This window comes from Rhodococcus opacus (assembly GCF_012396235.1).
GTDB classification, from domain to species: Bacteria; Actinomycetota; Actinomycetes; order Mycobacteriales; family Mycobacteriaceae; genus Rhodococcus_F; species Rhodococcus_F opacus.
The window spans coordinates 287,604-300,670 of the sequence record NZ_JAAXPA010000004.1; the positions used below are offsets into that span (position 1 = coordinate 287,604).

13 protein-coding genes and 1 pseudogene are annotated in these 13,067 nt (G+C 67.4%); 8 read left to right on the top strand and 6 right to left on the bottom strand.

Going from position 1 to position 13,067, the window contains the following annotated elements; all coding sequences use genetic code 11:
* Nucleotides 1-29 precede the first annotated feature (29 nt).
* The gene (locus HGB39_RS07345) at nt 30-800 is read left to right on the top strand and encodes a dienelactone hydrolase family protein (protein WP_005573591.1); all 771 of its coding nucleotides are present in this window, start codon (nt 30-32) and stop codon (nt 798-800) included.
* Here HGB39_RS07345 and HGB39_RS07350 read toward each other — a convergent pair whose 3' ends face one another.
* Nucleotides 801-1,058 (bottom strand): hypothetical protein, encoded by a 258-nt coding sequence (locus HGB39_RS07350; protein WP_005573592.1) that lies wholly within the window; start codon nt 1,056-1,058, stop codon nt 801-803. It lies immediately after the preceding gene.
* A gap of 176 nt (nt 1,059-1,234) precedes the next feature.
* Between HGB39_RS07350 and cycA the strand changes: the two genes are divergently transcribed.
* Nucleotides 1,235-2,713: a D-serine/D-alanine/glycine transporter gene (gene cycA, locus HGB39_RS07355; RefSeq protein ID WP_005573593.1), complete on the top strand. Its 1,479-nt coding sequence runs from the start codon at nt 1,235-1,237 to the stop codon at nt 2,711-2,713.
* 113 nt (nt 2,714-2,826) lie between these two features.
* On the top strand, nt 2,827-3,615 hold the full coding sequence (locus HGB39_RS07360; protein WP_005254224.1) for a M23 family metallopeptidase: 789 nt from the start codon (nt 2,827-2,829) through the stop codon (nt 3,613-3,615).
* 4 nt (nt 3,616-3,619) lie between these two features.
* On the opposite strand, the gene HGB39_RS07365 is transcribed toward HGB39_RS07360, so the two are convergent.
* Nucleotides 3,620-3,880, bottom strand: a complete 261-nt coding sequence (locus HGB39_RS07365; RefSeq protein ID WP_005251602.1) for a hypothetical protein — start codon at nt 3,878-3,880, stop codon at nt 3,620-3,622.
* A gap of 118 nt (nt 3,881-3,998) precedes the next feature.
* Between HGB39_RS07365 and HGB39_RS07370 the strand changes: the two genes are divergently transcribed.
* Entirely contained in the window at nt 3,999-5,507 is a 1,509-nt protein-coding gene (locus tag HGB39_RS07370) for a glutamate-cysteine ligase family protein (RefSeq protein WP_005573594.1), read from the top strand.
* Nucleotides 5,508-5,525: 18 nt separating this feature from the next.
* Here the strand turns inward: HGB39_RS07370 and HGB39_RS07375 are convergent, their stop codons facing one another.
* Complete coding sequence (locus HGB39_RS07375; protein WP_005254222.1) at nt 5,526-6,707, bottom strand: globin domain-containing protein; 1,182 nt, start codon at nt 6,705-6,707, stop codon at nt 5,526-5,528.
* Nucleotide 6,708: 1 nt separating this feature from the next.
* Nucleotides 6,709-7,185 carry an RrF2 family transcriptional regulator gene (locus HGB39_RS07380; protein WP_005573596.1) on the bottom strand — a complete coding sequence of 159 codons (477 nt, stop codon included), beginning with the start codon at nt 7,183-7,185 and terminating at the stop codon, nt 6,709-6,711.
* 250 nt (nt 7,186-7,435) lie between these two features.
* Between HGB39_RS07380 and HGB39_RS07385 the strand changes: the two genes are divergently transcribed.
* The 4 genes and pseudogenes from HGB39_RS07385 to HGB39_RS40150 all read left to right on the top strand — a co-directional run.
* Nucleotides 7,436-8,320, top strand: coding sequence for a universal stress protein (locus HGB39_RS07385; protein ID WP_005254220.1), 885 nt, complete (start codon nt 7,436-7,438; stop codon nt 8,318-8,320).
* A gap of 72 nt (nt 8,321-8,392) precedes the next feature.
* Nucleotides 8,393-9,433 (top strand): LLM class F420-dependent oxidoreductase, encoded by a 1,041-nt coding sequence (locus HGB39_RS07390; protein WP_005573597.1) that lies wholly within the window; start codon nt 8,393-8,395, stop codon nt 9,431-9,433.
* Nucleotides 9,434-9,482: 49 nt separating this feature from the next.
* Nucleotides 9,483-10,373, top strand: coding sequence for a universal stress protein (locus HGB39_RS07395; protein WP_005573598.1), 891 nt, complete (start codon nt 9,483-9,485; stop codon nt 10,371-10,373).
* A gap of 162 nt (nt 10,374-10,535) precedes the next feature.
* Nucleotides 10,536-10,859: pseudogene (locus HGB39_RS40150) on the top strand (alpha/beta hydrolase); the annotation flags it as partial.
* A 351-nt stretch (nt 10,860-11,210) separates the two neighbouring features.
* Here the strand turns inward: HGB39_RS40150 and HGB39_RS07405 are convergent.
* On the bottom strand, nt 11,211-12,161 hold the full coding sequence (locus HGB39_RS07405) for an acyl-ACP desaturase (protein WP_064080039.1): 951 nt from the start codon (nt 12,159-12,161) through the stop codon (nt 11,211-11,213).
* 23 nt (nt 12,162-12,184) lie between these two features.
* Nucleotides 12,185-13,048, bottom strand: a complete 864-nt coding sequence (locus HGB39_RS07410; RefSeq protein WP_043787704.1) for a nitroreductase family protein — start codon at nt 13,046-13,048, stop codon at nt 12,185-12,187.
* Nucleotides 13,049-13,067: the final 19 nt, after the last annotated feature.

Here is a 13,067-nt window from a genome sequence, read left to right on the forward strand (position 1 = left end):
AATGGTGGTGCGCTCGCGATGGGGAGGGCATGGTTGTCGCAGATGTTCTGGAAGTGACGACGGAACGGGAGACGCACATGTCCGAGATCGACTTGACCGACCTCGCTGCGCGGCACGACGGTTCGCTGAACTTGCACGGTTATCTGGCGAGGCCGTCCGGTGAGGGTCCGTGGCCGGGTGTGGTGATGGTGCACGAGGCGTTCGGCTTGGACGACGTGATGCGCCGGCAGGCGGACAGGCTGGCGGCGGCGGGGTTTCTGACGGTTGCGCCGGATCTGTTCAGTGCGGGTGGTGCGCGACGCTGTCTGGTGTCGACGATGCGGGCGATGCTCTCGGGGAAGGGCCGGGCGTACGGCGACATCGAGGCTGCCCGTCAGTGGTTGTCCGGCTCGTCGGACTGCACGGGGAAGATCGGTGTCATCGGATTCTGCATGGGCGGCGGGTTCGCCCTGATGACCCTGCGCACGGGGTTCGATGCGGCGGCCCCGAACTACGGGGTCCTGCCGCGCGACCTCGACGCGGCCGTGGCGGGTGCGTGCCCGGTGGTCGCCAGTTACGGCGGCAAGGACTTCGCTCTGCGGAATGCGGCGGCCAAGTTGGAGGCGGCGCTGACGAAGGCCGGCGTGGCTCACGATGTGAAGGAGTACCCCACTGCCGGTCATACGTTCTTGAACGACGAACTGGCCGGACCTAAGGTGCTGCGTCCCCTGGCGAAGGTCACGGGGATGGTGCCCGACCCGGAAGCCGCCGCCGACGCGTGGAAGAGGATCGACGGCTTCTTCGGGGAGCACCTGGGTTGATCAGTGGATGTACTGGCGGGCGCTCGACGTGGCCTGCCGGTAGTCGAGTCCGCATGCCCGGACGACCTGCCCGAGACTGAGGTAGCCCTCGACGCTGGTGGCCTTCGCGAATTTGCCGTCGGCCCGCACCGTGACCGTGACGCTGGACGCGACCGAATCGACCCGTGCGAGTTCGTACTCGTCGACGCCGTCGGCGGCCTGAGCCACGCAGGTGACTGCGCCCTGGGCGTACGCGATCTCGATCAGGTCCTCGATCATGTGCAGGCTCCTCGCCTCGAAGTAACGAACTGAGGTTAGCCTTAGCTACTCGGTTTCTGTCAAGTCCCTCGATGCGGAATGCCGTCCTCGACCGTGGTGCGCGGGCGGTCCCGGCGTAACGTGACCCACGCTTTCGGACGGTGACAGCAAGGACTGAGAAGGGTTGCAGGTGTTCCATGGCTGACCGCACTTCCTCGACGGGCTCGATCGGATCGGAACCGGGTGATGGCTCAGGGACGGGACCGGCCGGTGAGCCGCATCTCTCCAGGCAGCTCGCCAACCGGCACATCCAGCTGATCGCGATCGGCGGAGCAATCGGCACGGGTCTCTTCATGGGATCCGGGAAGACGATCTCGCTGGCCGGACCGTCGGTGATCTTCGTCTACATGATCATCGGCTTCATGCTGTTCTTCGTGATGCGGGCGATGGGCGAGCTGCTGCTCTCCAACCTGCATTACAAGTCGTTCTCCGACTTCACCGCCGACCTGCTCGGCCCCTGGGCCGGGTTCTTCACCGGGTGGACGTACTGGTTCTGCTGGATCGTCACCGGCATCGCCGACATCATCGCGATCTCCGGTTACGTGCAGTACTGGTGGCCCGACCTCCAGCTGTGGATCCCGGCGCTGATCGCCATCGCGGCGCTGCTGCTGCTGAACCTGCCGACCGTGCGGGCGTTCGGTGAGACCGAGTTCTGGTTCGCGCTGATCAAGATCATCGCCATCGTCAGCCTCATCGTTGTCGGACTCGTGATGGTGTTCACGCACTTCACGTCGCCCAACGGGTCCGAGGCCGGCTTCGACAACCTGTGGAACGACGGCGGCATGTTCCCGACCGGGGCGATGGGCTTCGTGGCCGGATTCCAGATCGCGGTCTTTGCGTTCGTCGGTATCGAGCTCGTCGGCACCACCGCGGCCGAGGCGAAGGACCCGGAGAAGAACCTGCCGAAGGCCATCAACTCGATCCCGATCCGCATCCTGCTGTTCTATGTGGTCTCGCTGATCGTGATCATCTCGGTCACGCCGTGGCGTGAGGTCGTCCCCGGGGAGAGCCCGTTCACGGCGATGTTCACCCTCGCCGGCCTGGGGATCGCGGCCGGGGTCATCCAGTTCGTGGTGCTGACGTCCGCGGCGTCCTCGGCGAACTCGGGCATCTATTCGACCTCGCGGATGGTCTACGGCCTCGCGCAGGAGGGGGATGCGCCGGCCCGGCTCGGCCGGCTCTCCTCCCGCAAGGTCCCGGCCAATGCGCTGATGTTCTCGTGCGCCTTCCTGCTGTCGGCGATCGCACTGCTGTTCTCCGGCGACTCCGTCATCGAGGCGTTCACAACTGTGACGACAATCTCATCGGTGCTGTTCATGTTCGTGTGGACGATGATCCTGGCGAGCTACATCGTGTACCGGAAGCGTCGACCCGAACTGCACGAGGCGTCGAAGTTCAAGATGCCCGGCGGTGTGGTGATGTGCTGGGTCGTCCTGGCGTTCTTCGTGTTTCTCATCTGGGCGTTGACCCAGGAGGCGGACACCCTCGAGGCTCTCCTCGTCACCCCGGTATGGTTCGTCGTGCTCGGGATCGCGTGGGCGGTGATCCGCCGGCGTGCCCCGCACCGCGCCCGCTACGCCGCATTCAAGGCCGAGCTCGAGGAGCGCCGAACATAAACGTTCGGTAACGGTGGCGCGGACCTATACCGTTTTGTTACATTCGTCGCCAGACAGAGGAGCCCACCCCGGATGGGGAGAGCTGCAATCCGACGACTGACGAGGTATTTACTGTGGGTTCCCACCACCGGGCGAACGGGTCTTCCATTCGCTTCGAGATCGATCCGGACGCGGCGCGCGGACGCCATCGCAACCAGCAGACCGGAGCGGGTGTGGGCATCAAGGCCGCGACTGTTGCGGCCGCCACCGGAGCCATCGTGGTCGGTGCAGCCCAGTTGGGCGCCGGAAACGCCGCTGCCGCCCCCGTCGACTCCCACGAGACGAGCGGCGCGCAGACCCTGCCGGGCCTGCCGTTCGAGATCCCGGCCGGTGTCCTCCCCGCCGGCTTCGAACTGCCCGCAGACCTCGGTGCCGCCGCCCAGAACCTCGGCGGCCCGGACCTCGGCGCTCAGGCGCAGCAGTGGCTGTCCAACGTCAACCCGGTCAAGCCGCACGCGGTCCAGCCGGTGTCGGGCAAGCTGACCTCCAACTTCGGTTCCCGCTGGGGAGCGCACCACGGCGGGATCGACATCGCGGCGCCCATCGGCACCTCGGTGCTCGCGGCGGCCGACGGCCAGGTCATCGATGCCGGCGCGGCGTCCGGTTTCGGACTGTGGGTGCGTCTGCTGCACGACGACGGAACCGTCACCGTCTACGGACACGTCAACGACTACACCGTGAGCGTGGGGCAGCGCGTCACCGCCGGGCAGGAAATCGCCCACGTCGGCAACCGCGGCCAGTCCACCGGACCGCACCTGCACTTCGAGGTACACGACGCGAACGGAAACAAGGTCGATCCGGGGCGCTGGCTGCAGGATCGCGGCGTGTCCGTCACCTGGGGCGACGCAGGCGCCAACGCGTAAGGGCCTATTCCGGCTCGAGGTCGTCGTCGTTGCGGAACACGAGTGGTCCGCTGTCGAGGGCGATCGCCCAGCGTCGTGAGACGGCCCAGTCCCGGCCGTACGAATCGTTGCTGATGTCCTGGACGCCGGCGAAATCGTCGACGATGACGCCGGCCTCCAAGGGCCACTTCTTCTCGGCCAGTTCGTGATCGGCCGAATGCCGCGTTTTCACGCGCGTGCCCACGGAGAACTCTGGTTTCTTCTTGGAGTCGGTATCAGGCGTCATCTCAAGTCCTTCCGCTCACCAGCGTCTGGTTCGAGGTTAGCCCGCCATCCCGCATTCGCGCGGGATGAACGGATATGCTCCCCCGTGAGCGCAGTTCGACGCGCAGTTGGGGAGTGGTATGGGTCGCGAAGTGACGTCTCGGACATTCACCCGAGAAGACCGGCGCCTGTTCCGGCAGAAGGTGCTCATGTGCGTCGACGCGCTCGAGAGAATGCTGCGGGAGGGAGCGTTCGTCGACGAGGTCGACCCGCCCAGGCCCATGCTGGGTATGGAGATCGAGTTCAATCTCGTCCACGCCGACATGACGCCCGCGATGTCCAATCTCGCCGTCCTCGAGTCGATCGACGACGACGCCGTGTTCCAGACCGAACTCGGTCAGTTCAACGTCGAGATGAACGTCCGGCCGGGTCCCCTGATCGGTGAGGGGACGTTCGAGCTCGAACGCACCCTGCGCGCGTCGCTGCACGTCGCCGACGCGCGGATCCACGGGCACGACGCCCAGCTGGTGATGGTGGGCATGCTGCCGACGCTGCAGCTCGAGCACCTCGGCCGGGAGTGGATCACCGCGAATCCCCGCTACGAGCAGCTCAACGATCAGATCTTCGCCGCGCGGGGGGAGGACATCGAACTCGACCTCGAGGGTGTGCCGCTCGAGGGTCGGCTCGCCGAACAGCTGAAGGTGGACGCCAATTCGGTGCTCCCGGAAGCCGCATGCACGTCGCTGCAGCTGCACCTGCGCGTCGCGCCCGACGAATTCGCCGCACACTGGAACGCCGCGCAGTGCCTGGCCGGTGCCCAGGTGGCCCTCGCCGCGAACGCGCCGTTCATGGCGGGCAAGGCGCTGTGGCACGAATCCCGCATCCCGATCTTCGAGCAGGCCACCGACACGCGTCCACTGGAGCTCAAGAACCAGGGCGTGCGGCCCCGCGTGTGGTTCGGGGAGCGGTGGATCACGTCGGTCTTCGACCTGTTCGAGGAGAACTCGCGATACTTCCCGGCACTGCTGCCGGAGGTGTCCGACGTCGACCCGTCGGCCGAACTCGACGCGGGCCGGGTACCGGACCTGAGCGAACTGCAGATGCACAACGGCACCATCTACCGGTGGAACCGCCCGGTATACGACAGCGACGACGGCAAGCCGCACCTGCGGATCGAGAACCGGGTGCTGCCCGCGGGCCCGACTGTGCTCGACACGATGGCGAACGCCGCGTTCTACTACGGCGCGCTGCGCGGGCTCGTCGAATCGGATCGGCCCGTCTGGTCGCACATGTCGTTCAATGCGGCCGAGGAGAACCTGCACGCCGGCGCGAAGTACGGCATGGACGCCGAGTTGTACTGGCCCGGTGTCGGGTTCGCGGGCGCCGACGAGCTCGTCCTGCGGCGGCTGCTGCCGATCGCCGACGAGGGGCTCGCCGCGTTCGGGCTGTCCGCCAAGGCCCGCGACCGCTACCTGAGCGTCATCGAGGGCCGGTGCGTCACCCGGCAGACGGGGGCGTCGTGGCAGCGTGCACAGGTGGTCCGGCACGAGAACGCCGGTCTGAGCCGGCCGGAAGCCCTGGCCGCCATGCTGCGTCAGTACGTGGAGAACATGCGTGAGGGCAGCCCCGTCCACACCTGGCCGGTGTGAACGGCGCCGCCGTGGCTCTCACACGGTGGCCGACCAGCTGTCCGGACCGAACACCTCGTAGTGGATGTTCTCGGCGGGCACGTCCTTCGCGAGGAGCGCCTCCCGCATTCCGAGCATGAACGGCAACGGACCGCACAGGTAGGCGCGAGTACCGGGCGCGATCGTGACCTCACCGAGGTCGGCCCGTCCCTCGCGCAGGCTGCCCTCGGGCCGGCGGGCGCCCAGGTCTTCGTACCAGCGGTGCATCACCGCGAACGGCAGGCGTTCCACCAGTTCGGTCAGCTCCGCGCGGTGCGCGTGACTGCTGGCGGACCGGTCGGCGTGGAGTACCGAGATCGGTCGGCTGTCCTCGGTGTCCGCGAGGTGGCTGAGCATCCCGATCATCGGCGTGCACCCGATGCCCGCGGACACGAGCAGCAGCGGAGCGTCGTCGTCCTGCAGGACGAGATCGCCGAACGGCGTCGACACCGCGAGGACGTCGTCTTCGAAGACGTTCTGGTAGAGGAAGTTCGACACCTCGCCCGCTCGTTTCACCGAGATCCTCCAGTCGCCGCGCGACGGGGCCGACGACAGGCTGTACTGGCGGATCTGTCGCGCGCCGTCCGGCAGGTGTACCGCCACGGACAGGTACTGCCCCGGAGCGAACGACGGAAGCGGCGAGCCGTCGAGGGAGGTGAGCACGAACGAGACCGTGTCGGCGGACTCGTGGCGGCGCTCGCGGACCCGCACGTCCCGCCACACGTCCCCGACCGTCACTCCCGCCGAGGCGTAGAGCCCGGCCTCCATCGCGATCAGGGTCTCCGCCATCAGCCAGTACACCTCGTCCCAGGCCGCAGCGACCTCGGGAGTGACGGCGTCGCCGAGGACCTCGACGATGGCCGCGAACAGGTGTGTGTGCACGATCGCGTACTGCGCGGGCTCGATCCCCAGTGAGGCGTGCTTGTTCGCGATCCTCGACAGGATGAGGTCGACGCGCGCCTGATCGGGCTCGAGTTGGAGGGCCGCGAACGCGGCGATGGCCCCGGCCAGCGCTTTCTGCTGTTCGCCCTGCTTCTGATTTCCGCGGTTGAACAGGTCTCGTTCGAGTTCGGGGTGCGCGTCGAACAGCTTGCGGTAGAACAGCGTCGTGATGTCCGAGATCGCGGCGCCGACCACGGGCAGGGTGGCGCGGATGACGTCCGTCGAGGTGGGCGAGAGCATGTCATTCTCCGATCGTTCGAGAAATCTGGGAAGTTGTGGCGGCAGATACTCGCGGGAGGGCGAGCAGCACGGTTCCGGTGGGGGACCGGGTGAGGTCTTCGATCGTGAGGGCGTCCAGCGACTCGAAGAACGCATTCTGTGCGCGTCGCAGCGCCGACCGCAGCAGGCACCCCGATCGCAGCGGGCACGGTTGGGCGCCGTCGCAGTCGACGACCTCCGAATCGCCTTCGAGTCGGCGGGCGAGCCAGCCGACGGAGGCGGTGCGCCCGAGTTCGGTGATGGCCAGACCGCCCGCGCGTCCCCGGCGTGCGTCGACGATGCCGAGCTCACCCAGCCGGGTAATCACCTTGGCGGCGTGGGTGTACGAGACCGACAGTTCCTCGGCGATCGCCCGGCTCCCCGGTCGTTCGCCGTCCCCGGCGACGGCCAGTCGCATGACCACCCGCAGTCCGAGGTCGGTGAACTGTGTGAGTTGCATGACCCGAAGGTACTTTAATTCTCATCTCGGATACCAAATTTGTGACCGACGTCGCTCCCGGCAGAATCTGAGCGGAAAATGCAGTGGCCCAGTCAGTTTCGCGCTGGACAGACCACTCCATCTTTTCATCATCGCCGAAGTCGGCCGTCACGGCTACGGGCGGAGAGCCCGAGATGGTGGGGACTTAAGTCCCTCGTCGAAAGGCGAAGGGCGGCAGACGCGAAGCGGAGGCCGGGGATAGTGTGAAGTCATGAGCACACGGGACCGCAACAGCGTCGTCGTCGGTGTCGACGGATCGGACACCTCGAAGTCCGCTGTTCGGGTGGCCGCCGAACTGGCCACCGAACGTGGACTGAACCTGAAGATCATCCACGCACTCGACTTCGCTCCGTACGGGTTCGGCGGTCCCTACATGGATTCGGGCGGCGTGTACGAGTGGGTCGAAGCGAGTGGCAAGGCGATTCTCGCCGAGGCGCAGGAGCAGGCGTTCGCGGTCAATCCCATCATCGACGTCCACACCGAACTGTCGATCGGCAGCAGTGCCCAGTGGCTCGTCGACCTGTCCGAGAACGCCCGGATCGTGGTGGTCGGCGCGTCCGGGTCCGGAGCGGCAGCCACCGCACTGCTCGGGAACACGGCGATCAACGTCACCAGTCACGCCCACTGCCCGGTCGTCGTGGTCCGCGGCGACGCCCACGCCGACGGACCCGTCGTGGTCGGCGTCGACGGCAGCCCCACCAGTGAGCGGGCGATCTCGGTGGCCTTCCAGGAGGCGTCGCTGCGGAACGCGCCGTTGGTGGCCGTCCACGTCTGGAGCGACCTCGGACCGGCAGCGTTCGAGGACCCGCGGGCCGCGGCGCTGGTGCCGCAGGGGCTCGAGGAGGACGAACACGCCGTTCTCGCCGAGAGCCTCGCCGGCTGGCAGGAGAAGTACCCCGATGTGCGGGTCACCCGGGAGGTTTACATCGACAATCCGCGGGCGCGATTGCTCGAGTGGTCGAAGAAGGCGCAACTGCTGGTGGTCGGCAGCCGGGGGCGCGGAGGTTTCAAGGGGATGCTGCTCGGATCGACCAGCAACAGCCTGGTCGGTGGGGCACATTGCCCGGTAGTCGTCGTGAGGCCTGCACGCCCCTGACGTCATTGCTCGCAGTAGTGTCTGAGTTGAAGCAGGAACAGGTTGCAGATAACGCCAGGATTGGGGAACGACGTGCGCATTGGTATGGGCTTGAACTACAGCGGCGGTTTCGCCGAGACGGTCGAGGAGGTGGCCGACCTGGAGAAAGCCGGACTCGACATCGCGTTCGTGCCCGAGGCCTACTCGTTCGACGCGGTGAGCCAGATCGGCTACCTCGCCGCCAAGACCACGACACTCGAACTCGCGTCCGGGATCTTCCAGATCTACACCCGCACGCCCAGCCTGACCGCCATGACGGCCGCCGGCCTCGACTTCGTGTCGGACGGACGCTTCGTGATGGGCCTCGGCGCCTCCGGACCGCAGGTGATCGAGGGCTTTCACGGCGTCAAGTACGACGCCCCGCTCGGGCGCACCCGCGAGGTCGTCGAGATCTGCCGCAAGGTGTGGCGCCGCGAGAAGGTCGAGTTCCAGGGTAAGTACTACCAGATTCCGCTGCCCGCCGAGAAGGGCACCGGGCTGGGCAAGCCGCTGAAGATCATCAACCACCCTGTGCGTGATCGCATCCCGATCGTCATCGCCTCACTCGGGCCGAAGAACGTGGAGCTGACCGCCGAGATCGCCGAGGGCTGGGAACCCATCTTCTACCACCCGGAGAAGGCGGCGAGCGTGTGGGGCGAGCCCCTGGCCAAGGGCAAGGCGAAGCGCGACCCCAGCCTCGGTGAGCTGCAGGTCTTCGCGTCGCCCGCCCTCGCCATCGGCGACGACGTCGAGCACATGCTCGACTGGGTCCGCCCCGGGCTCGCGCTGTACATCGGCGGCATGGGCGCGAAGGGCAAGAATTTCTACAACGACCTCGCGGTCCGGTACGGCTACGAGAAGGAAGCCGAGACCATCCAGGACCTCTACCTGTCGGGCAAGAAGGACGAGGCCGCCGCCGCGGTGCCGGACGATCTGGTGCGGGCCGTGTCGCTGATCGGTCCGGAGAGCTACGTCGCGGAGCGGGTGGCCGCCTTCGCCGAGTCCGGGGTCACCACGCTCACCGTCACCCCGCTCGCCGCGGATCGTGCGGGACGCGTCGCGTTGGTCGAGAAGCTCCGCAAGATCTGCGGGTAGCCCCGCGAACCCCAGCAGTGCCCAGCCGGAAGAATCAGGAAAGGTGACCATGACCGGAATCAAGCCGATCGTCGTGGGTGTGGACGGATCCGAGGCGGCCTCGGCCGCCGTGGCGTGGGCTGCTCGCGCCGCCGCCGCACTGTCGCTCCCGCTGCACATCGTGACAGTGGTGCACATTCCTGCCTTCTACTACACCGAGCCGTACCTGGCCGAGAGCTTCAAGGAAGAACTCGAGGACACGGCGAAGGCCCGGCTCGGCAGCGCGCGGGTGCACGCCAAGCAGACGGTGGACGAGCCGCTCGACATCACCACCGAACAGCACGAGGGCAAGGTGAGCCAGACACTCATCGAGCTCTCCGCGAACGCGCACATGGTGGTGCTCGGTTCGCGCGGGCACGGTGAGTTCACCGGTCTGCTGGTCGGTTCCACCACCTCCGCGGTCGCGGCGCACGGTCATTGCCCGCTGGTGGTCGTGCGGGGGCGGACCATGGACGGGCAGCCACCGACCGAGGGGCCGATCGTGGTCGGCATCGACGGCTCGGAAAGCAGCAAGGCGGCGGTGGAAGTGGCATTCGAGCAGGCCGCCGCCCGCGGAGCGAGCCTGGTCGCGGTCAACGTGTGGAGCGATGTCAGTGTGCAGCCGTCACTCGGCGCCAGCCCGGAGGACCCGCTGTGGAGCAGCATCCAGACGGGCGAAGAAGTGGTGCTGTCGGAGCGCCTGGCCGGGTACCAGGAGCGGTACCCCGATGTGACGGTCGAACGCGTCGTCGCGCGGGACCGCCCGGTGCGGGTGCTCAGCGAGTTCGCCGAGAAGGCGCAGCTGATCGTCGTGGGCAGCCGCGGCCGGGGTGGCTTCACGGGAATGCTGCTGGGCTCCACCAGCAATGCGTTGCTCCACACCGCGGATTGCCCGGTGATGATCGTCAGGCCGGAAAGCTAGCACCCCCGATCGCGACGATGGTGCGGTAGCCTTCGCTCGACTTCGCAGAGGAGGCTCGAGTGAAGGCAACCCTCATACTCCGGGGACTGGTTGCCGGCTCAGTGGTTTCCCCGCTCGCTTCCCGTCGTCCTCTTCTCGCCGGGCTTCCATGCGCCGCGGACGTTGTACACGATCGCCGCCGAGGATCTCGCGAGCCGCGGCTACGTGGTGATCAGCATGGACCACACGGGTGAGGCCCTCGCGACGGTGTTCCCGAACGGCCGCGTCGTCACGTCACAGATCACCGACCCGTACGCCGCCGACACCCAGAAGAAGGCGCTCGACACCCGGGTGGAGGATGCGAGTTTCGTCGTCGACACCGTCGAATCCCTCTCCCGCGGTGACGACCCCGACGGGATCGGCGGGCTGTTGCCGGACGGTCTCCCCGGGGCCGTCGATCCCGACCGGATCGGGATGTTCGGTCATTCGATCGGCGGGGCCACCACCACGCAGGTCCTCCTCGACGATCCGCGGGTGGACGCCGGGGTCAATGTCGACGGAGCGCTCCTGTACGCGAACACGGCGAGCCCGATCGTCTCCCAGGATCCCGGCACTCCACTGCTCAGCGTGCTCAACTCGCGTCACGCGGAGAGCCCGAAGGTCGGGACAGGTTCTGGGGGCGACGACTACTCGAATCCGCCTGCCAGCCGGTTTCAGCCTCGGCACGGCTCCCCGCCAGGAGGTGGTCGACACGACCAACGACCTCGTGGCAGGGATGTTCGACCGCTTCCTGAAGGGGGCTCCGGCACCCGAACTCGACGACGCCGCGTCGCGGTTCCCGCTGGTCTTCGAGGTGCGTTAGCGGGCCGCGACGCGCCCGCCGCGCCGGGCTTCGCGGGCGAGCGCGCGATCCCGCGACTCCTCGAACCGGGCGGCCTTGGCTTCCATGCTCTGCAGGAACACCGCCAGTTCCTCGCGGCAGCGTTCACCGTCCGGTCCGAAATCGTTACGCTCGAACATGTTCCACTTCCGGAGCACCGGTAGGACGACGTCGTCGAGATGCTGGCGCAGGTCGTAGATGCCGCCCTTCGCGATCAGGACCGCGTTGCGGCGGAAATTGTGCATGCCCGCACCGGGCATCTGGAAGTTGGTCACCACCTTGTGGATCGCGGCAATGGCCTGGTCGGGTGCGACGTCCAGGGCGGCACCGACGATGTTGCGGTAGAACATCATGTGCAGGTTCTCGTCGGCCGCCACCCGGGCGAGCATCCGGTCCGCGATCGGATCACCGCACGCCTTACCCGTGTTCCGGTGCGACACCCGGGTGGCCAGTTCCTGGAACGTCACGTACGACACCGAATCCAGCATGGACCCGCCACCGGGATCGAAGCCCTGTGTCATGTGGTCCATTCGAGCCTGCTCGAGCGCTACCGGGTCGACCCCTCGCGTCACGACCAGATAGTCCCGCATCACGATGGAGTGCTTGTTCTCCTCCGCGGTCCACCGGCCCACCCACGTGCCCCAGGCGCCGTCGAGTGAGAAGTGCTGGGCGATCTCGCGGTGGTAGGACGGCAGGTTGTCCTCGGTCAGCAGATTGGTGATCATCGCCGCCCGCGCGGTGTCGCTGAGCTGGGACTGCTCCGGATCCCAGTCCTCCCCGCCCAGCGCCGCGAAGTTGCGGCCGTCGTCCCACGGAACGTAGTCGTGGGGATGCCAGGCCTTCGCCATGGCCAGGTGGCGGTTGACGTTGTCCTCGGCGACGTCCTCGAGTTCGTGCAGCAGTTCGCGGTCCGTGAGTACGCGGCTCACAAGGGCACTCCGTTTCTGGTCTGTCAGTATCCGATTCGCAGGATCAGCTGTGGATGGCCCGGCACGTCGAGTCGATGTGCGAGGCGACGCGCCGAATCGTCGACGCGCAGCGGGTGGGAGAGGATGGAGGCGCCCAGGCGGGCGTCGACTGCGGTCAGCCACGCTCGTTCGACCGCGATTCCGGTGCGGACCAGGTCGATCGACTCCTGCGTGTCCGAGACGAACACGAGGACGGTCTCGCCCTCGATCGCCGCGGCGAGGCGTGCCGAATCGGGGACGCCGCGGGTGACGACGGTGCGGATCGTGTCGACCGACTCGTGACCGCCCTGCGGCAGCCAGTGCGACGTCCACGGGAAGAGGTCGCGCTGGTGACCGGGTTCCTGCCGAACCCGGTCAGCGGAATAGAGGAGCACGTCGGCGAGCGCGGGCGCCTCGTCCGCGGCGAGCAGCCGGGCGCGGACGCCCTCCGTCGCCGCCGCGCGGATGATGTCGTCAATGGTTGCTGCGGGAACCGGTATGTCGACGAACGCTTCTCGATGACTCCGGCGGCGAGCCATGGCGGAGAACAGCCTCAGCTCGGTACTCGACGGCGAGGCCGTGCCCACGGCCCGAACGGACGCGACGAGGTCGGGCCTGCGGGGATCGGGCAGCAGGTCGGTCTCGATCTTCCTGCCGAGCGCCCGCAACGCGAGCTCCACGTTCGCGACGCCCGCGCCGCACGAGATCACGCGGTCGGCGCGCGGCGTGTCCGTGAAGCCGCGACGTTCGCTGATCTCCGCGCAGCTGCCGTCGAGCCGCAGGTCCCACGGCTGGGTGTCGTGGATCGACGGGGCCGAGACGATGGCGCGGGAGACCACCTCGATGTCACTGAGCGACCAGCTGTTCATCGCGACCTCCACTTGTGGT

Coding starts and splice junctions, on each gene's coding strand:
- HGB39_RS07350 (WP_005573592.1), bottom strand. CDS start 1,058: ATGATCGAGGACCTGATCGAGATCGCGTACGCCCAGGGCGCAGTCACC.
- HGB39_RS07380 (WP_005573596.1), bottom strand. CDS start 7,185: ATGCAACTCACACAGTTCACCGACCTCGGACTGCGGGTGGTCATGCGA.
- HGB39_RS07345 (WP_005573591.1), top strand. CDS start 30: ATGGTTGTCGCAGATGTTCTGGAAGTGACGACGGAACGGGAGACGCAC.
- cycA (WP_005573593.1), top strand. CDS start 1,235: ATGGCTGACCGCACTTCCTCGACGGGCTCGATCGGATCGGAACCGGGT.
- HGB39_RS07365 (WP_005251602.1), bottom strand. CDS start 3,880: ATGACGCCTGATACCGACTCCAAGAAGAAACCAGAGTTCTCCGTGGGC.
- HGB39_RS07385 (WP_005254220.1), top strand. CDS start 7,436: ATGAGCACACGGGACCGCAACAGCGTCGTCGTCGGTGTCGACGGATCG.
- HGB39_RS07410 (WP_043787704.1), bottom strand. CDS start 13,048: ATGAACAGCTGGTCGCTCAGTGACATCGAGGTGGTCTCCCGCGCCATC.
- HGB39_RS07395 (WP_005573598.1), top strand. CDS start 9,483: ATGACCGGAATCAAGCCGATCGTCGTGGGTGTGGACGGATCCGAGGCG.
- HGB39_RS07375 (WP_005254222.1), bottom strand. CDS start 6,707: ATGCTCTCGCCCACCTCGACGGACGTCATCCGCGCCACCCTGCCCGTG.
- HGB39_RS07370 (WP_005573594.1), top strand. CDS start 3,999: ATGGGTCGCGAAGTGACGTCTCGGACATTCACCCGAGAAGACCGGCGC.